The sequence below is a fragment of the Caballeronia temeraria genome (assembly GCF_001544795.2).
Classification (GTDB): Bacteria; Pseudomonadota; Gammaproteobacteria; order Burkholderiales; family Burkholderiaceae; genus Caballeronia; species Caballeronia temeraria.
The window spans coordinates 61,868-80,166 of record NZ_FCOI02000024.1 but is presented as its reverse complement, the minus strand read 5'-3'; the positions used below and the strand labels follow the sequence as shown (position 1 = coordinate 80,166).

General features: G+C 59.2%; 18 protein-coding genes. 1 reads left to right on the top strand and 17 read right to left on the bottom strand.

Going from position 1 to position 18,299, the window contains the following annotated elements:
• Positions 1-4 precede the first annotated feature (4 nt).
• Complete coding sequence (locus AWB76_RS27680) at positions 5-925, top strand: LysR family transcriptional regulator (RefSeq protein WP_244173471.1); 921 nt, start codon at positions 5-7, stop codon at positions 923-925.
• A 179-nt stretch (positions 926-1,104) separates the two neighbouring features.
• Here the strand turns inward: AWB76_RS27680 and AWB76_RS27675 are convergent, their stop codons facing one another.
• The 17 genes from AWB76_RS27675 to AWB76_RS27595 form a co-directional block, all read right to left on the bottom strand.
• A complete protein-coding gene (locus AWB76_RS27675) occupies positions 1,105-1,842 on the bottom strand; it encodes an MBL fold metallo-hydrolase (RefSeq protein WP_279616461.1) in 738 nt (245 codons plus the stop codon).
• Between the two features lie 292 nt (positions 1,843-2,134).
• Entirely contained in the window at positions 2,135-3,199 is a 1,065-nt protein-coding gene (dmpG, locus tag AWB76_RS27670; RefSeq protein ID WP_061163316.1) for a 4-hydroxy-2-oxovalerate aldolase, read from the bottom strand.
• Positions 3,196-4,158 carry an acetaldehyde dehydrogenase (acetylating) gene (locus AWB76_RS27665; protein ID WP_061163315.1) on the bottom strand — a complete coding sequence of 321 codons (963 nt, stop codon included), beginning with the start codon at positions 4,156-4,158 and terminating at the stop codon, positions 3,196-3,198. The genes dmpG and AWB76_RS27665 overlap by 4 nt, the downstream gene beginning before the upstream one ends.
• 30 nt (positions 4,159-4,188) lie before the next feature.
• Positions 4,189-4,956, bottom strand: a complete 768-nt coding sequence (locus AWB76_RS27660; RefSeq protein ID WP_061163314.1) for a 2-keto-4-pentenoate hydratase — start codon at positions 4,954-4,956, stop codon at positions 4,189-4,191.
• A complete protein-coding gene (gene mhpD, locus AWB76_RS27655) occupies positions 4,953-5,750 on the bottom strand; it encodes a 2-keto-4-pentenoate hydratase (RefSeq protein ID WP_061163313.1) in 798 nt (265 codons plus the stop codon). The genes AWB76_RS27660 and mhpD overlap by 4 nt, the downstream gene beginning before the upstream one ends.
• A gap of 60 nt (positions 5,751-5,810) precedes the next feature.
• Complete coding sequence (gene trpC / locus AWB76_RS27650; protein WP_061163312.1) at positions 5,811-6,596, bottom strand: indole-3-glycerol phosphate synthase TrpC; 786 nt, start codon at positions 6,594-6,596, stop codon at positions 5,811-5,813.
• A gap of 187 nt (positions 6,597-6,783) precedes the next feature.
• Complete coding sequence (locus AWB76_RS27645; RefSeq protein WP_061163352.1) at positions 6,784-7,887, bottom strand: porin; 1,104 nt, start codon at positions 7,885-7,887, stop codon at positions 6,784-6,786.
• Between the two features lie 129 nt (positions 7,888-8,016).
• On the bottom strand, positions 8,017-9,255 hold the full coding sequence (locus tag AWB76_RS27640) for a dienelactone hydrolase family protein (protein WP_061163351.1): 1,239 nt from the start codon (positions 9,253-9,255) through the stop codon (positions 8,017-8,019).
• A gap of 49 nt (positions 9,256-9,304) precedes the next feature.
• Positions 9,305-10,018, bottom strand: coding sequence for an SDR family NAD(P)-dependent oxidoreductase (locus AWB76_RS27635; protein ID WP_061163311.1), 714 nt, complete (start codon positions 10,016-10,018; stop codon positions 9,305-9,307).
• Positions 10,008-11,042: an amidohydrolase family protein gene (locus AWB76_RS27630; RefSeq protein ID WP_061163310.1), complete on the bottom strand. Its 1,035-nt coding sequence runs from the start codon at positions 11,040-11,042 to the stop codon at positions 10,008-10,010. Before AWB76_RS27630 ends, AWB76_RS27635 begins: the two co-directional genes overlap by 11 nt.
• A 25-nt stretch (positions 11,043-11,067) precedes the next feature.
• Positions 11,068-11,601, bottom strand: a complete 534-nt coding sequence (locus tag AWB76_RS39475) for a 3-hydroxyanthranilate 3,4-dioxygenase (RefSeq protein ID WP_074171427.1) — start codon at positions 11,599-11,601, stop codon at positions 11,068-11,070.
• 48 nt (positions 11,602-11,649) lie between these two features.
• Positions 11,650-12,075, bottom strand: coding sequence for a RidA family protein (locus AWB76_RS27620; protein ID WP_061163308.1), 426 nt, complete (start codon positions 12,073-12,075; stop codon positions 11,650-11,652).
• Positions 12,072-13,562 carry a 2-hydroxymuconic semialdehyde dehydrogenase gene (locus tag AWB76_RS27615; protein WP_061163307.1) on the bottom strand — a complete coding sequence of 497 codons (1,491 nt, stop codon included), beginning with the start codon at positions 13,560-13,562 and terminating at the stop codon, positions 12,072-12,074. The genes AWB76_RS27620 and AWB76_RS27615 overlap by 4 nt, the downstream gene beginning before the upstream one ends.
• A 113-nt stretch (positions 13,563-13,675) precedes the next feature.
• On the bottom strand, positions 13,676-13,981 hold the full coding sequence (locus AWB76_RS39470) for a zinc ribbon domain-containing protein (protein ID WP_074171426.1): 306 nt from the start codon (positions 13,979-13,981) through the stop codon (positions 13,676-13,678).
• The gene (locus AWB76_RS27605) at positions 13,978-15,144 is read right to left on the bottom strand and encodes a thiolase family protein (RefSeq protein WP_061163305.1); all 1,167 of its coding nucleotides are present in this window, start codon (positions 15,142-15,144) and stop codon (positions 13,978-13,980) included. The genes AWB76_RS39470 and AWB76_RS27605 overlap by 4 nt, the downstream gene beginning before the upstream one ends.
• Positions 15,145-15,168: 24 nt before the next feature.
• Entirely contained in the window at positions 15,169-16,512 is a 1,344-nt protein-coding gene (locus AWB76_RS27600) for an MFS transporter (RefSeq protein ID WP_061163304.1), read from the bottom strand.
• 123 nt (positions 16,513-16,635) lie between these two features.
• Complete coding sequence (locus tag AWB76_RS27595) at positions 16,636-18,258, bottom strand: ATP-dependent acyl-CoA ligase (protein ID WP_061163303.1); 1,623 nt, start codon at positions 18,256-18,258, stop codon at positions 16,636-16,638.
• Positions 18,259-18,299: the final 41 nt, after the last annotated feature.

Sequence of the window (18,299 nt, the reverse complement as noted above, 5' to 3'; positions counted from 1 at the left end):
CGTAATGAATAATGAGCTTTATCTGCGCGACTTGCGTGTACTCTGCACAGTGGCGCGGCGCGGAAGTTTCATCGCGGCGGCGGCTGAACTGGGGACGTCGCCGCCGTATGTGAGCAAGCGCATTGCCGCGCTCGAAGCCATGTGGGGCGTGCAGCTTTTTCATCGCACGACGCGGCGCGTCGCGGTGACGGAGGACGGCGACATTGCTTACAACCGCGCGCGTCGCATTCTTGAAGAAGTCGAGGAGATGAACGATCTGCTCGCGGGCGGCGAGCGTGAGCCGCGCGGCATGTTGCGCATTAGCACGAGTCTTCGGCTTGGCCGCCTGCACATCACGCCGATTCTTTCGATGCTGCGCACGCGCTACGCGGAACTCGACATCTGGCTGGAACTCGTGGACCGCCGCGTCGATCTGGCCGGAGAGAACTTCGATCTCGACGTTCGGGTCGGCGATGTACAGGAAGCCAGCGTGATTCCGCACAAGATCGCCGAGAGCACGCGCGTGCTCTGCGCCTCGCCGCGCTATGTCGAATCGCGCGGGGCGCCGCGTTCGCTGCCGGATCTCGTGCAGCACGATTGCCTGGCGTTCCGCGACCGGCAGCAGGCGTTCGGCGTATGGCAACTGACCGGCCCCAATGGCACCGAAGCCGTGAAAGTCACCGGGCCTATGGCGTCGAATCAGAGCGACATCGTGCGCGAGTGGGCCCTTGACGGACACGGCATCATCATGGCGTCCGAGTGGGACGTGGCGGACAGCATTGAGTCGGGTGCGCTCATACGCATCCTGCCGGAGTATTCACGTCCTGCCGACGTATGGGCCGTGTCCACTGCGCGTTCGTCGGCATCGGCGAAAGTGCGCGTGGCGGTCGACTTCCTGCGGCAGCAATTGAGCGATGGACCGTTCGCCTTGCGGCGGCTGTTGTGAGTGTTTTCGAGCAGCAAACTGCAGCATCGAAAACATTCAGCTTGCGAGAGCCAATGGTAGGTGTCGCGGCGAAGCTTGGGATTGCCCCGCTTTGACGGTACGTTGTACCGTTGTACCAGCCCTCCAAAAAGGAGATGACGCGCGTCCGACGGCACTTCTCAAACGTTGAGATCGACGAGCTAGAGAACATTCGAGATGTCTTCTACTCGAATGAATCGAAACGCGTAGACGTGATTACCCATGCGATGAATGGAGCCAGCACATGGGTAAGGGAAGTGCGCAGGAATTATTATGGTTTCAGTGTCGGCGTGGGTTTCGAAAAACGCTCGTCTTGTTTGACGAGACTGCTCGGGACCGACGCAAAACCTCGTGCTCCAGTCAGGGTTTTCGCATTGAAGAGGGGTGTGGAACAGATCACCAGAAATGATCGCCCGCCGGCCCTCACTTTCAATGCAAACTCCGACGTGACCTGGCGTGTGCCCCGGGAGCGGAACCAAGTGAATCGATGAATTGATGACATGTCGATGACCAATGATATCGGCCCGCCCCGCCTCAAATAGCGGCAAAATGCTGTCTCCGATGTAGTCTCCCGTCCGTTCGAGTGGGGACCGCGCCGTTTCACTCGTCCAGAAATTGAGTTCTTCTTCAACGAAAAGGTAGCGCGCCTTAGGAAAGGTAGGCCGCCACCTCCCGTCTTCGTAGTATGTGTTGCACCCCACGTGGTCAACATGCAGATGAGTCGCCAGCACCAAATCAATATCGTGGACGCTTACGCCAGCGGCCTCGAGCCGACCAAGCCAGCCGAACCTTGCGTGATTGAACTCGGGTCGCGCTCTTTCCTTGCAGTCCCCAACGCAGGTATCCACCATTAGCCGTATACCCTCGCTCTCTATGAGGAAAGCCTGTATGGCGATCACAAGCCGCCCGCTGTGGACGTCGTACACCTTGTCATCGGAAGACGCACGCGATGCCGACATGGATCGCTCCGTCGCGTCGGGATAAATTTCTTGCCATCGCAACAGCGGTCCCACTGATTCAGCGATCACGGTGACTTTCGCAGCGCCGATTTGCAATTCATATACGAGCGGCTGATGCTGACGGCAAGCCAGTAGACTGTGCATGATGACGCAACGAAAAGGGGTTAATAGCGCAAGCCGCGCTGTGACGACGTGATGACAATCATTGGCGGCAACAACGCCGCCACGACGGTTAGCCCGCTTCGTTCATAGACAGCCCCTGACGCACTGTTTGCTGCGACCGGTTTCCAAGCAGATCCAATGCGACGTCGACAATCATGTCTTCTTGACCGCCCACCATTTTCCGTCTGCCCAGTTCGACCAGAATATCAACGGTCTTCAGGCCGTATTTGTCGGCCGCGAGTTCAGCATGACGCAAGAAGCTGGAATAAACGCCGGCATAGCCGAGAGCGAGCGTTTCACGGTCGACACGTACTGGCCGATCCTGCAGCGGACGGACGAGATCGTCGGCAGCGTCCATGAGCCGGTACAAGTCGCATCGATGATTCCAGCCTTGTCGCTGCGCTGCCGCAATGAAAACTTCAAGCGGCGCGTTACCCGCGCCGGCACCCATGCCTGCCAGGCTGGCATCGATGCGATCGCAACCCTCTTCCACGGCAACGAGCGAATTGGCCACGCCGAGGCTCAGATTGTGATGGGCATGCATTCCAGTCTGCGTATCTGCGCTCAGGGCATCCTTGAATGCGCGAAACCGATCTCGCACATCGTTCATGCCGAGCGCACCGCCAGAATCGACGACGTACACGCAAGTCGCGCCGAAACTTTCCATCAGCTTCGCCTGTTCCGCGAGTTTCACCGGCGTTGTCATATGGCTCATCATGAGGAAGCCGACCGCATCCATCCCAAGCTCCCGAGCAAATTCGAGGTGCTGGCGCGATACGTCGGCTTCCGTGCAATGCGTCGCGACGCGTACGACCCGTGCACCTGCATCGTAGGCATGGCGTAGATCGTGGGTGGTGCCGATGCCTGGGATCAGCAGCGTGGCAATTTTTGCAGTCTTCACGCATTCCGCTGCGGCGGCGATCCACTCGACGTCGCTGTGGGCGCCGAATCCATAGTTGAAACTTGCTCCTTCGATACCGTCACCGTGGGCGACCTCGATGCTGTCGACCCCAGCATCATCGAGCGCCGCAGCGATCGCTTTCACGTGGGCGATGCTGTATTGGTGACGGATTGCATGGCTGCCATCGCGCAGCGTAACGTCGGAAATGTAGAGTGTTTTGTCCACCAAACTCATTGCGTCGTCTCCTTGTAGCCGCGCGCGATGCCGACCGCGATCCGCCGCTGTGCCATCATGTCACCGCAGGCGAGTGCCGCCGACGTCATGATGTCGAGATTGCCTGCATACGAAGGCAAATAGTGCGCAGCGCCTTCGACCTCGAGAAACACCGATGTCTTGAGGCCATGCTTCAATCCAAGCCCCGGCACGTTGAGCGGCATGTCCGGCGAGATCTCGTCGAACTGCACCGGCTGCTTAAGGCGGTATCCCGGAACGTACATCTGTACCTTCTGCACCATCTCAGTGACGCTTGCCTCAATGGCCGCCCGATCCGCGTGTTCCGACAACACGAAAACGGTGTCGCGCATCACCAACGGCGGCTCCGCCGGATTCAGCACGATGATCGCTTTGCCGCGCGCCGCCCCCCCCAACGCTTCGATTGCAGCGCGCGTCGTTTCGGTGAATTCGTCGATATTTGCGCGCGTGCCCGGCCCTGCGGAGCGGCTGGAAATTGATGCTACGATCTCCGCATAGTGAGTCTTCGCAACACGCGAGACCGCAGCGACGATCGGAATGGTGGCCTGACCGCCGCACGTGACCATGTTCATGTTCGTCGCGTTCTCGTCTTCAAGATTGATCGCGGGAATCACGTACGGGCCGATCGCGGCAGGAGTCAGGTCGATTACCTGAACGCCGTGAGCCTGCAATACTTCATTGTGGTGTCTGTGGGCACCCGCGGACGTCGCATCGAATACGATGTCGATCTCATCGAACACATCCAGTTTCAAGAGACCGTCGATGCCCTCAGCGGTCGTCGCTACGTCCATTCGTGCGGCACGAGCCAGGCCCTCAGACTTCGGATCGACGCCGACCATGGCACCCATCTTCAAGTGTTTGCTGTTACGCATTACCTTTATCATGAGGTCCGTTCCGATATTGCCGGGCCCAATGATGGCGACTTTCACCTTGTCGTTCATGTGTGACTCCAAATGTAACGGGCTATCGCGTTACTTTTTAATTTCGAAACTCGCGCTGCCCAGATGTTCCATGTCGACCGATACATGCTGTCCGGGTCTGATCCACTCCGCCGGAGTTGCACCGCCGGCCATCACGATCCATCCAGCCTGTAGCGGCTCGCCCGCTTGAGCAGAAACACGCGCCGCGGCTACCAATGAGCGCAGTGGATGACCCAGCAATGCCGCAGTTGATCCGACTTGTACGACGCGGCCATCGATGTTCAGGGTCAGCCCTAGGTTCGAAAAGTCGATATGCGGATCACACCAGGCACCGATTACGAAGCCGCTAGATGACGCGTTATCCGCGATCACTTCGGGCAGCGAGAACTTGAAGTCTCTGTAGCGCGAGTCGATGATCTCCAGCGCGGGAGCGATCGCTTCGACTGCTGCCAACGCTTGCGGGCCGGTCACGTCGCCTTCAAGCGACCGCTTCAGGATGAAGGCGATTTCCGGCTCGACGCGCGGATGCACGAAGCGCGAGAAATCGATTGCCGTGCCCTCCTCGATCTGCATGTCAGCCGTCAAACGCCCCCAGATCACGTCCGACAGACCCATCTGCGCCATCTTGGCACGGCTTGTGAAGCCCATCTTCACACCTACGCGTCGCTGGCCGCGTTCGATGCGCCGTTGGATCGACGCGGCCTGAATGGCGTACGCCGTATCGAGCGAAAGACGCCCTTCCGGGTCGAACTGCGGCACTTCTGTCGCGTTCACTGCCGCGTCGTCCAGCAGCATCGCATATTCAATAGCATTGCTCATTGATGTACCTTGCTCAGGTCATGATCGAAAAGTGCGCGCACAGAACCGAGGCCGTTTATGCGTGCTTCGAAGACGTCGCCCGGGGCGACGGCGACCATCGGCCCCAACGCGCCTGATAGAACGAGATCGCCCGCCTTTAGCGGTGTGCCAAGTGCAATCATCGTTCGGGCAAGCCAAACAACAGCATTGAGCGGATTGCCCAGACATGCGGCTCCAGCGCCTACCGAAACGAGGCTGCCGCGCCGTTCCATCGACATGCCGCACAGACGCAAATCAAAATCCGATAGTCTGCGCGGAGCGCTGCCCAGTACATACGCGCATGACGATGCGTTGTCGGCGATGGTATCGGTGATGCTGATATTCCAGTCGGCTATGCGGCTACCAACGATTTCGAGCGCCGGCAACGCATATTCGATCGCATTTAGAACGTCATGGTGGGCCGGATTCAACATTGCCAGATCGCGACCGATGACGAAGGCGATCTCCGCCTCGATCCTCGGTTGGTGAAGGATTTCAGCCGGAATCGGTTCGCCGTCGCCATAGCCCATGTGGTCGAACAACATACCAAAGTCGGGCTGGTCGACGCCGAGCTGGTTTTGTACAGTGAGCGACGTCAAGCCAATCTTGCACCCCACCAGGCGTCGACCGCTTGTGAGATGATGATCAGTGTTGATGCGCTGAATTGCGTAAGCATCCTCGATGCTCAGTTGCTCACACGTATCACGCAATGGCGCAATGTACGTTGCTCTCGTTGCTGCATCGCGCAGCGCGGCCGCAGCCTGTTGAATGTCCATAAGTCTTCGAATCTCTCCAAAGTCGACAACTAATGTCGTCGCAGTGATGGGGTGCACGTCCTAGGCGAACATGCGCTCAAGCGCCGCGCCGGGATCCTCAGCTCGAAGCAGTGCTTCGCCGACGAGAAAGTTGTCGACCCCAATCGAACGAAGCATCTCCACATCGTCCCGAGATCGAATAGCAGACTCCGAAATGACGGTTCTGCCCTCGGGAATCAAGTGCCGAACTGCAAGGGTTGTGGCAACGGAAGTCTCGAACGTTGCAAGATTTCGGTTGTTCACACCGATGAGAGGTGTCTTGAGCACAAGCGCCTTTTCTAACTCCACAGCGTTGTGGACCTCCACGATCACCGCCATTGCAAGGTTGGCCGCAACGGCTTCGAGCTCTCGCATTGTCGGGACATCGAGGATGGCTCCGATGAGCAGGATGCAGTCGGCACCCATTGCACGCGCCTCCCAAACCTGGTACGCGTCCACGATGAAGTCCTTCCTAAGCACTGGAAGGCGTGTGGCCGATCGCGCGGCACGAAGATCTGATGCGCTTCCACCGAAAAAAGCGTGGTCCGTGAGCACCGAGAGGCATGCCGCGCCCGCCCGCTCGTATGAGCGTGCAATGCTGTCCGGGTCGAAATTCGGCCGCAAGATGCCCTGCGAGGGGCTGGCCCTTTTCACCTCCGCGATCACCCCAGGCAGACCATCGTTATTTCTCGCACGCAACGCACCGGCAAAATCTCTCGCATCTTGCGTCGTCGCGATCCTCTCGAGTTCGGCTAGCGGCATGCGCTCCGCCGCCAGCCGGACCTCTCGAGTTTTGAGATCGACAATCCTTTCCAGAATGCTGCTCATACCGTTGTCCAAAGCATTGTTTCTCCCAATTCCACATCTGCCCATTGCTAGCCCACAGCCATGGAAGTCGTAGGTGGAACGACTTGCCGCGTTCAGCCGGCAAGGCCTGTGCGGACTAACATGGCGCGTATCCACGCACTGCGGCCTTTCTCGCCGATGTGGCATCCCCCATGCTTTCTGATCCTTCTCAGAACTTGTGACGAATACCTGCCACTACGGCCGTCTGTTGTTCCGTGCTCGATGGAGAGGACAGGAACAGGACGGCCGGTGCGTTTGAACCGGACGCACGGATATAGTTGGCGTACGCGAATACATCCGTTCTCTTCGAAAGGAAGTACTCGAAACTCACCTGCCCCTGGTTCCAATGCGGGTTCGAAGAGACGCCTCCGTAAGTGCCGTGGGTATAAAGATATGCAGCCGATATGAAGAAAGCCGGCGTAATCTTGTACACACCGACCAGACTCAGATTGTCGAGATGCAAACTTGTGTTATCGAGGTAGTTGTACCGGACGTCGGAGACGATGCCTCCCAAGCTGAGTTTTTCGAAGCCATACTCCGCCCCGCCTGCGACCACGCGCTGATTTCGGACGCCCACCGACGAACTGAGGGGGCTGGTATGGAATAGCACAAAGGGAGCACCTGCATAGTCGTCCGTTACCGCACCGCTCGGATTCGCGGTTCCGGGATGATCGATGTCCAGATAAACGAGCGAGTAACGTTGATTGGTAAGGGCGTAGTTGATCCCGGCGCTGAACGCGCGGTTCTGCTGGAAACTCCCTGCTTTGTTGCTGAACGCATACAACGATTCGAACCCGAATCCACCCCATACAGGGCTCGCATATTTCACGGAGTTGCTGTAACGGAAGTTACCTTCGATGTTGTCGTTGCTGCCGACGCTCACACCTAGGCCAGGTCCCATGGACTGTGGTTCGATACGGTCCAGGTAGTCCCACAGCATGTCGTACTGTCGACCGATTGTGAGCGTCCCGTAGGTGGAACTCGACAAGCCGACGAATGCCTGCCGGCCAAACATTCGCCCGCCTTGACCGAGCTTGCCACTATTGCTGTCGAAGCCGTTCTCCAGCGTTCCAACAGCGGCTAACCCACCACCCAGATCCTCCGCCAGCTTGAACCCAAGGCGATTGTTCTGGTTGGCGCCGCTGATCATCGTCAAGTTGCTATGCCCCGCCTGGTTGCTCACGTAACCAAGCCCGTTCGAGATAATCCCGTACAAGGTTACCGAGCTCTGAGCCGACGCGGTCGCGGATGCACAAAGTGACACCACAAGCATAACTAACTTAATCCTCATGACGATGCCTTTTTGGGTTGGTGCTCCGCACTGGAGCAAGACTTCTCGCTGTTGGAAAAGGACGAGACGGTTACGTCAGTGCCGATCACGTACCGTCCGCTGAACGCCCCTTCAGATTGGCTTGCCTGCGCTCGACTCCCAGTTCTTCATCAGCTCGTTGCTCGGCAAGGTCTCATCCATCATCTTCTTCGCAGTCTGGATTCCGGCGATCGGCAGCCCCGTGGGATCGAGAACGCCAATCTGTACCAGCACCGAAGCCTGATCCCAGTAGATATGCTCGTTGAACAACTTATCGCCACGGAAACAGATCACGGCGAGCATGGGAATCTCGATGTACTTTCCAGTCGGCGTCAGCCCTGGTAGCATCCAGTCGATCTCGCGGTCGTGCGTGGCACAGAAAACGAATTCGTCGACAATACGGTCCGCACCGATGGTGCGCGAGACCGGAATAAAACGAGTGTCCGCCGGATTGGCGTGAACGAAGTGATACTTGTAGAACCGTTTGAGATCGTTGTAGCCTACCCCGCCCGTCATGGTCGGCACGTGATTGACATAGGGCGCCGAAACCATAGTCGGCAAGATCGAATCGACGTCGCGCGAATCAAACTCGTGGTAACAGTGCAGTTCCCAGAGCGCGTTGAGGTCATAGATCGGTCCGATCACTTTACGCAACAACGCGATAGTGCGTGAATAAGCCATCATCGCGGCCGGCTTGTCGAAGTGCTCACGTTGCGGGGTCGCGAAAGCGTGGTCACAGCCTGGATACACGTATTGCTCGACCGCAGGTCGTGCGGAAAGTGCTGACTGGATCGTCTCGCGTGTTGCCTCGGGGCATAACGCGTCATTACCAGCAAAATGAAAAACCATCGGGCAGCGGATCGACGGCACATCTTCCAGATAGGCATCGAGCCCCACACCATAGTAGCTCACGGCGCAGTCGAGTTCCGTACGAGCGGCGGCCAGCATCGCCAGTTTGCCGCCCAGGCAATAGCCTACCGCGCCGACCTTTCCGACGTGTTGCTCGAGCGACCGGAGGGTCCTGATCGTCGACGCAATGTCGGTTATTGCCAGATCAACATCGAACTCGTCGTTGTATCGCAGCGCTGTGGCAAAGTCCTCGCCGGTGTAGCCCAGATTGACGCCGCGCTTCATGCGCCAGAACAGGTCGGGCACCAGCACCACATAACCTTCCTCGGCGAATCGATCGGCCATGTCCATCATGTAGGCATTGATGCCGAAGATTTCCTGCAACAGGATCAAGCCCGGCCCGGACCCTTGCCGGGGCCGCGCGAGGTACGCGGAAAAGGCTTGCCCGTTGCCCACGTCAATGTCAATGTATTCACCGTTCATCATCTTCGTCCTTTACTCAATGCACCGTTATTGCGGGTTCCGGGTTGGCTCAAAGCATCAAAAGGCGCGCGTGCAGCCCCTGACGATCCACGGCGAGTCCACGAGCGATCTCTTCTGCCATCGCGCCCATGTAGACCTCGTCCGCTCCGCCCTCCAATGCTGCCAGCACCGCGTCGACTGCTTCTTCCACTGGAATCTTTGGAGGCGGGACGTTCCGGCTCATTTCCGTGTCGATGGGTCCGGGAAGAACAGAAATGACCCGAATGTGATGCGGCGCGAGTTCCGCTCGTGCGCCTTCCGTCATTCGAAGAGCCGCTGCCTTCGATGCACTTAGCGAGGCCATGGACGGCAGGGCAACGCGCGCGAGTATCGAAAGAATGTTAATGATGGCGCCGCCGTTCGATTTGAGCGCCGGTGAGAATGCACGCATCATGTTTAATGTGCCGAAGTAATTCACCTCCATCTCGGCCCGCGCCGCTTCCGCGTCATTGGTTTCGAGTACCGGCTGCGTGCGGTTCAGTCCTGCGTTGTTGATCAGTAGCGTGATGTCTTTGGCGTTCGACGCCGCGCTCGCCACCTGTTCGATGTTCGTGATGTCCACTTCAACCGGCACGACGCGGGGATCACCGTCAGCGACGCCTTTTATTTTCTTGACGCCGGCATAGACCTTGAGCGCGCCCCGCTCCAGCAACGCTTTGAGCAGACCCGCACCGAGCCCGCGGTCGGCGCCCGTCACGAATGCCACGCAGCCTTCAATTTGCATTACGACCTCCTGAACCCGACTGAGGCGCCAGGTTGAAAAAACGTTGGGAATTGACGCCAAGAATTTTCGTCTTTGCTGCGTCGCTCAATTGCGGGTGATTCGCTACCAGGTCGCCGACCACCTTCTCGCCGAGTGGAAACGGATAATCGGAGCCGAGCAACACACCGTCTTCGCCCATCGTCTCCACGAGTAGCCGCAATGCACCATCGCTGAAGACCGCACTATCGACGTGAAAGCGATCCACGTATGAAGCTGGCGGATTCGGGCAATTCTCTCGAACGATGTCTCGTTGCTCCCACGCGTTCTGGACGCGCCCCAATAAGAACGCAAAGCTGCCGCCGCCGTGGGCGAAGCACAGTTTGAGTGTCTTCGGGATGCGTTCGAACGCCCCCGAAAGAATCAGCGACACTATGCTCAACTGTGTTTCAGCCGGCATGGCGACGAGCCAGGGCAACATCCACTTCTTCATGCGACCGTCCGTCATCATGTCCCAGGGATGCACGAGCACCGGTATATCGTCGTTAGCGCAATGCGTGAGAAACGTCACGAGGTGATCGTCGTCGAGATCGCGCGCGCCGAGGTGATTGCCGATCTGCACGCCCCGATGACCGGCACGGTGTGCACGCGTGGCCTCCCGGCATGCCAGTTCGACGTCTTGCAGCGGCACTTGCGCCAACGGCATCAGGCGCTGCGGCGCGTGCGAGCAGAATTCCAGCGCGCGATCGTTCATCCGCATGGCCCATTCATGTGCCGCCATTGCGCCGTACCGGTAGCCGAACATCACAGGTGTCGCGCACATAAGCTGGATGTCTACGCCGCACCTGTCCATCTCCGCGATCCGCGTGGCGGGGTCCCACAAAGCGCGATAGACGGGTCGGAAATCACGCTCGCCTGTCATGATCATCCCGGTCTCGCCGTCCGCCTCTACCCTGAGCCACGGCGCGTGCTCCGGATCGAGTACCCTTGCTTCGTTCTGCGAAATTCGCGGAAAGAAGTGAGAATGCATGTCAATTCGAACTGTCATGGTGATTCGCTTTAAGCGGGTTCGGTTAATCGGTTCGGCCTTGCTTGCCCGGATGAACGACACCGCAGCGTGGACAGCGACGCTTTTCTTCCGATGCGTAGAACGCGTCGAAGAGCGGGGGCAAGTCGGTAACGATGCTCTGGAGTTGCAGCTCGACGCGATGAACGCGCTCGCCGCAGGCATCGCAATACCACTCGAATCCATCCACAGTGCCTTCCGGACGTTGACGCTCTATTACGAGGCAGGCGCTACCCGGCTCGGGTCGCTGCGGCGAATGACGTACGTGCGGGGGCAACAGGAACACATCGCCCTCCTTCAATTCGACGCGCTCGCGCTTGCCGTCGAGCAACACATTGAGGTAAGCGTTGCCACGCAATTGATAGAAAAACTCTTCGAGCGGATCATCGTGGTAGTCGGTTCGATAGTTCGGTCCGCCCACCACTGTGACGATGAAGTCGCTGTCTTGCCAGACCTGCTGGTTGCCAACAGGAGGTTTCAATAGATGCGCGTGCTCGTCGATCCAACGTTCGAAATTGAACGGCTTTCCGTAACTCAGCATGCTTGTCTCACTTAGAGGAATCGGTATGTCAAGCGTGCGGTTCGCTTTTCAGCGTACCGGCAGGTATGCGACGGCCTTCATCTCGACGAGCAGGTGCGGATGCGGCAGCTGGTGAACGGCGACAGTTGTTCGTGCTGGACCCGTCTCGTCGAAATACTCCGCATACACTTCGTTGTAGCCACCAAAATCGCTCATATTGACGAGGAACGCAGAGATTTCAACAAGGTTCGAAAGGTCAGCGCCCTCGCTCTTCAGAATGTCCCGCATGTTTTCGATGACGGCGCGCGTCTGTCGACGAATATCGAGCGCGGCAGTGCCGAATTCGTCAGCCGATGCGCCATCGATTGTGTTGTCCGGACGTCGTGAACTCGTGCCCGATACAAACAGAAAATCACCAGCGCGCGTGATGTGCGGGAAGCGCCCGCGCGGCGTCGCCTTGCCCGGCACGACACGCCCTTCGGTGGTCTGATTCATGCGATCCTCACGCACACGTTCGTCAATTCGGAATAAAAGTCGAGCGAATGGCGACCGCCCTCGCGTCCTAGCCCCGACAGTTTGGCGCCGCCGAAGGGCGTGCGCAGGTCGCGCACGAACCAGGCATTGACCCATACGATTCCAGTCTCGATTTGCTTGGCAACCCGATGTCCGCGTGCAAGCTGTGTCGTCCAAATGCTTGCGGCAAGGCCATAAGCGCTGTCATTGACGCGCTTCACAACCTCCTCTTCGCTGTCGAACGGCGCGATGTGGCAGACCGGTCCGAAAATCTCTTCTCGTACGCATCTCGCCGAGTCGGGCAAACCGGTCCAAATGGTCGGCATGACAAAAGCACCGTCATCCCGCGCGTCGCCAAAGCTCGGTGCATCGCCGCCGGTCACGACATTCGCGCCCTCTTCGACGGCAAGACGGAAATACGACAGCACCTTGTCCCGATGGCCGCGCGAAATGAGCGGTCCCATTGTCGTAACGGGATCTTCTGGCGCGCCGACGCACAGTGTTTCCGCCTGTTGCTTGAGCGCCGCGACAAAGCGCTCGAAGATTGGCCGCTCCACATACACCCGCTCACTACAAAGGCAAACCTGGCCGGCGTTCGTGAAAGTCGATCGAAGGACGCCAGCGACCGCGGCATCGAAGTCGGCATCCGCGAACACGACGGCTGCGTTCTTGCCGCCCAGCTCGAAAGAAACCTCCTTCACGCCGTCCGCGACAGCCTTCATGATCGTGCTGCCGGTGCGCGACTCGCCTGTGAAGGTGATTGCGCTGATATCCGGATGACGCGTCAGGAATTCGCCAGCCGCGTTCTGTCCGTGCCCATGAATCAGATTGAAGACGCCGGCCGGCAAGCCGACGTCGTGCATGACTTCGGCAAGCAACGTTGCAGAGCTTGGCGTTTCCTCCGAAGGCTTGGCGACCACGCAGTTACCCATGGCCAGCGCCGGCGCCACCTTCCACGTGAACAACAACAGAGGCAGATTCCACGGCGAGATGATGCCAATCACGCCCAGCGGCTTTCGCGTCACATAGTTGATCAGTTCGCTGCCGTCCGCAGCATAGGTTTCGAAGTATTCGCCATGCGCGGTGCGGATAAGATCGGCGAAGGTCCGGAAATTCGCTATGCCGCGTGCGATGTCGAGGGTGCGGGCCTGCACGACAGGCCGACCTGTATCGGCAACTTCAGCGGCTACGAACTCCTCGAAGCGAGCCTCGATGCCGTCTGCGATCTTATGCAGCCATACGGCCCGTTGCGCAGGCGTGGTGTCGCGCCAGCCAGCCTTTTGCGCCGCGTGCGCCGCACGTACGGCGCTATCGACGAGCGCAGCGTCCGCTTCGCAAACATCGGCAAGCTTGCGACCATCGACCGGACTCAGGTTTGGAAAGGTCGTGCTGTTCGCTACAAACTCACCCTTGATGTAATGGCGCAACAGTTGCCGGTCGCGCGAGGTGGAAGCCAATTGAGATGTCACACCCTTCTCCTGCTTGATTGAATTTGCCTTTCCGTGCGCTTGTTCAAAGCTGCATGGATCCTGGCGCCTACACCGCTCTGCCGGCGTCATTCAACAGCCGATCGCCGCCTCGGTCACGCAATCGGCCGTGCAAGAACGCGGCTCTGTTCGTCGATCGCAAGCCTGACGGCGTCGCCAGCTCGCATGGCGCGCTCGATTCGCGCGATGACGATCGGGCCAGCGTCCGTTGTAACGCTCGCAAGAAGCACGTCCCCGCCGTCTCGAGCACCGACGCGACGGCGCACGGTGGTCAATTCATCGATAGTGCCGCGTTCGGCCGCTCGCTCGCGCCACTTGGCGGCACCACATTGGAAGCAGAGATAGCGCGCAGGAAATACGGTCAAACCGCATTGTTCGCACTGGAATACCTTTAGCGTCATTGCGCACCTCGCTCGACCGCTTCGAGCACCACGGCATTCGCACACATGCCATAGCGATACTCGACCATTCCATAGCCACTCACGACCGCCAGTCGGGCATTGCGCACCTGCCGTTCCCCCGCACGCCCGCGCAACTGTGTCAGCGCCTCCACGAGACCGTGCATGCCGCCTGCAGCGCCTGCCTGCCCCGCGGACAGCTGTCCGCCGGATGTATTGACCGGCAGGTCGCGCGACTCGATGCGCGCTATCATCGCGCGCAGGTCGCCGTCGGGCGCAAAGCCGAGATCGGCCAGTTGCGCTATCGCCATCACGGGGTAGTCGTCGTAGACCGAGACCATGTCGATGTCGTCCGGCGTGACACTCGCCTGCCGCCACAAATCGCCGGCGACCGAAGCCAATGAAGTCTGAGTGCCATCCCCTGTCTGGTGATCGCCGTTGTAACGGCATTGCAGCGCGCGCACACGGACGTTACGGGCGCGACGCACGAGATCGGCGCGCGCAATGATCACAGCGTTTGCGCCGCTTACCACGGGTACGCAATCGAATCGGCCCAACGGATCAGCGATGATCGGCGCTTCGAGATACTCGTCGATCGTCAGCGGCGCTCTATAGACTGCGCTCGGGTTCAGTCCCGCCCAGGCGCGTTGCGCGACGCAAAGCGCTCCATAGTCGCGGCGGGTCAGGTTGTGATGCTTCGCATGACGCTCTGTGAGCATCGCGAACAGTCCGTTCGGCCCGCCCGACTCCAGCGGCCGCAACCAGTTGCGCGTCGTCAGGTTGTAGTGATCGACCAAGTGTTTGAAGTCAGCCGGCTCGAACCGGTCACCGGACACCAGCGCAATGACGTTCGCGTCGCCATGCTGAATTGCGCGTATCGCGTGTTGCAGCATATTGATGGCGCTTGCTCCACCGTGACAGTCGTCCATGCACCAGCGCGGACTGAGCCCGAGCCGCCAGGCGAGATCGATGGCATGGTCGGGAGCCAGCGTAAAAGACGCTACGCCAAGTCCGTCGACGTCTTTCGCGGAAAAGCCCGACTCATCCAGGGCGGCGCTAAATGCCTGTGCAAGCAGGTCGCCTGTGGACTCCGAGGTAGGCTGTCGCCGATACGGTATTTCCACACCGGCTGTCAGCAGCGCCTCGTCGCATTTGTCGAATGTCATGTTCGATTTCCTTGAGCGTGACGTTCAACGCTCGCGACGGGCAACCGTCTCGTGCGTGAAGACAAGTGAGATCACGGTGATCATGCCGAGGGTCGCCATGAGCAAGGCCACCGGCCAAGCTGCGTGGTAATGAGCGAGCAGTGCCGTCGCCAGCATCGGTGACAAGCCACCCGCAAACACGGCGGAAACCTCGTGTCCAAGCGCCATGCCCGAGTAACGGACCTCCGTGCTGAACAGTTCGCCCATCAGGGCGGGTTGCGTGCCGAGCATGGCGCCATGGCAGACAGCATTACCGAGCAGAAATGCAAGCCAGATGAGTGCCGGAATCTTGGTATCGAGAAGCCAGAAAAAAGGAAACGCAATAATGACGACGCCCACGGCACCGATCATGTACACGGGCTTGCGACCGATGCGGTCGGACAAGCGGCCCCACAGCATCAGCGTGATCAGTTCGACGGCCATCGACACGATCACACCGGCGAGCATGACTTGATTTGGAACGCCAATGAATTTCCCGTACACCAGAGAAAAGGCAATGACAATGTACGACGTGCCGTTCTCCGCAACACGCAACCCCATAGCCATCAGGATTTCCTTGGGGAATTTGCGAATCACGTCGAGAACCGGCATGCGCGCCTTTCGTCCGGCGGCCTCAGACTTGGCGAACTCGGCGCTTTCGGGCAGCCTCGACCGAATGTAGACGCCGACACCGAAGATGGCGATCGAAAGCAGGAAAGGAATACGCCATCCCCAAGTCAGGAACGCGTCTTTTGGCAGAAGCTGTACGAGGAAAAACACACTAGCTGACAGCACAAAGCCGCCGCCGACGCCGATCTGGCTCATTGAGGCATAAAAGCCGCGTTTTTCCGGCGGTGCCGACTCGCTGATCATCAGTACGGCCCCGCCCCATTCGCCACCGGCCGCGATGCCTTGCACGATGCGCAGAAGCATCAGCAACGCTGGCGCCCACAGTCCGACTTGTGAGTAAGTCGGCAAGAAGCCAATGAGAAACGTCGCACCGCCCATCATCGACAGCGTCCACACCAGAGCGCTCTTGCGACCATAGCGATCGCCAATGTGGCCAAAGATGGCGCCACCGAATGGACGTGCGGCAAAACCGACGGCGAAACCCGCGAATGCTGCAAGCGTACCGACAAGCGGGTCGCTTCCTTTCGGAAAGAACAGGTCACCGAATACGAGCGCCGCCGCAGTGCTGTACAGGAAGAAGTCGTACCATTCCAGTGCGTTGCCCGCGACGGACGCGAATACGATTCGCCTCAGGGATCGTTCATCGACGGGGACGGCGAGAGGCTGGGTTGCCTCTTGAGGCGGCGTGATTGCTGAATGAAACGTTCGCGTGCTGGTCATCAGAGTCTCCACGTGCACATCTGTCGGATGTACTCAATGTTGCTATCTCGTTTGGCATGCGTTGCACAGGTCGTCCTGTTCCGGAGCCTCACACAGAGTTCCTGCAACAGGTCCGCAGTCACCTTAATGACGCTTGAGCCGATATCCGGATGTTTCGAGGTCCCATGTGGTTACAGTGACGCCGGTCTCGCGCAATTTGAACTTCTGGATTTTGCCGTTTTCCGTCTTGGGCAGTTCCTGTTCAAAGTCAAGATAACGGGGCACCGCGAAGTAAGGGAGCCGCGGTTCGCAATAGCGCACTAGATCAAGCGGCTCTAACGCCTCGCCATCGCGCAGACCGATTACCGCCATCACTTCGTCTTCAGCGAGCGTCGACTTCACGCCGAAAACCGCTGCCGTCTCGACCGAAGGATGGCTCAACAAGACCTGTTCGACCTCGTATGAGGAGATGTTTTCGCCCCGGCGGCGGATCGCGTCTTTCTGGCGATCGACGAAGCGGAAATAGCCATCGGCCTCACGTATGACGCGGTCGCCCGTGTGGAACCAGAGATTGCGCCAGGCCTTCACTGTTTCCGCGGCCATGCCGAGATAGCCATTGGCAAAGGAAAACGGCTCGTTGGCACGCAGGACCAGCTCTCCGGGCTCGCCATCGGGGACAGGCTCGTCGTGCTCATCGACGACGCGCGCTTCGAAACCTTGAGCCAGTTTGCCCATATATCCGGGGCGTCGAGCGCTGGCCACGCCGCCGATCACCGCATTGGTTTCCGTCGAGCCGTAACCGTCGATCAGTGCAATGCCGCAGCGCGCCGTGAATTCTTCCTGGAAATGTCCCGGCACTCCCGGCGCGAGCGCGACGCGTACCCGATGGCCACGCTCGTTCGCGGCTACGGGCCGGCCCAGCAGGATGGGCACCATCGCGCCGAGAACAAACGTAATGGTCGCTCGCGTGGTCACCAACGCGTCGAAGAAGCCGCTTGCCGAGAAACGCCGACCTACGACGAGTTGTGCGTCGTTCAGCAAGGCCTGAAAGAAGCTGTTGAGTGCGTTGGTATGAAAGAGCGGCAGGCACGTGTACAGGATGTCGCCCGCGACGACGCCCAGATCATGCGAAGTGTTGTATCCCCACCAGTAGAACTGGGCGTGCGGGCAAATCACACCTTTCGACAACCCGGACGTGCCCGACGTATACAGCACGGCCAAAGCGTCTCCGTTTTCGAGCTTCGCAGCTGGAATCGACTCTGCCGGCGGCGGAAACGCGGATGTCTCGTAACGAGGTGGAAGCGAATGTGCCGCGGGCTCGTCGATAAGCCAGATGTGCTCGAGAGGAAGATCTCGCGCCGGCAGCGCGTGCACGACATCCACAAGTTGCGCTTCTGCGACTAGCAGACGCGCGCCGCTGTTACGAAGGATGTGTTCGAGTTGCGGGCCGCGCGAGGCCGTGTTGATCGGCACGACTACAGCTCCAAGCCATCCGCAGCCAAGGACCATCTCCATGAATTCGATCCGGTTTCCGCAAAGCAGCGCGACGTGATCGCCCCGCTTGACGCCATGAGCGGCGAGTGCACCGGCGCGGCGGGATGCGATCTCAAGGGCATCGGCACCGCTCCATTCGGTCGATCCATCAGAGAAAAGAGGTTGATTACCGTTTCGCGCTGCGCGTGCTGCCAGCAAAGCCGGCAACGTGCGTGAAGAAAGGAGCTTCGGCTTCTCTGCGCGCTTTTCGACGACTGTTTCTGTCAATTCCATGAGCTTGGGACCTCTTTCTATGTTGGATCCGAGTCTAGAAT